Annotated in this window: 1 protein-coding gene; it reads left to right on the forward strand. The window is 67.5% G+C overall.

Annotation, left to right across the window (positions count from 1 at the left end; all coding sequences use genetic code 11):
• Positions 1-1,040 (forward strand): acyl-CoA dehydrogenase family protein (locus D9598_RS20875; RefSeq protein WP_198368403.1); only part of this gene is annotated, 1,040 nt, incomplete at both ends.

Genomic DNA, 1,040 nt, shown 5'->3' on the forward strand with positions numbered 1-1,040 from the left:
CATGCTGAGATCCGGCAGGAGGTGGCGAAGCTGTGCGCGCGCTTTCCTGGGGAGTACTGGCGCAAGCTGGACGAGGTGCGTGGTTATCCGACGGAGTTCGTGCAGGCGCTGACGGAGGCGGGCTGGCTGGCCGCGCTGATCCCGGAGGAGTTCGGCGGCTCGGGCCTGCCGCTCTCGGCGGCGGCGGCGATCCTCGAGGAGGTGCAGCGGCAGGGCTGCAACGGTGCCGCCTGCCACGCGCAGATGTACATCATGGGCACCATCCTGCGGCACGGCAACGACCGCCAGAAGCAGGAGTACCTGCCGAAGATCGCGTCGGGCGAGTTGCGGCTGCAGGCCTTCGGCGTGACCGAGCCGACCAGCGGGACCGACACCACCGCGCTGCGCACCTTCGCGCGGCGCGAGGGTGACAGATACATCGTCAACGGCCAGAAGATCTGGACCAGCCGGGCCGAGCATTCGGACCTGATGCTGCTGCTGGCGCGCACGACGCCGCGCGATCAGGTGGCGAAGAAGACGGAGGGGCTGTCGACCTTCATCGTCGACATGCGGACGGTGCTGGGCAAGGGTCTGACCATCCGGCCGATCCGCACGATGATGAACCACAATTCCTGCGAGGTGTTCTTCGACAACATGGAGGTTCCGGCGGAGAACCTGGTGGGTGTCGAGGGCCGCGGCTTCCGCTACATCCTGGACGGGATGAACGCGGAGCGGCTGCTGATCGCCAGCGAATGCATCGGCGACGCCAAGTGGTTCATCGAGAAGGCCGTGGGCTACGCGAAGGAGCGGGTGCTGTTCGGTCGGCCGATCGGGCAGAACCAGGGCGTGCAGTTCCCGATCGCCAAGGCCTATGCGCAGATGCGCGCGGCGGAGGCCATCGTGCACAAGGGTCTCGCCAAGTTCGAGGCCGGGGTCAATCCCGGCGAGGAGGCGAACATGGGCAAGATGCTCGCCGCCGAGGCGAGCTGGGCGGCGGGCGAGGCCTGCGTGCAGACGCATGGCGGCTTCGGCTTCGCCGAGGAGTATGATGTGGAGCGGAA

The sequence above is a fragment of the Roseomonas sp. KE0001 genome (assembly GCF_016107285.1).
In the GTDB taxonomy this organism is placed as follows: domain Bacteria; phylum Pseudomonadota; class Alphaproteobacteria; order Acetobacterales; family Acetobacteraceae; genus Pseudoroseomonas.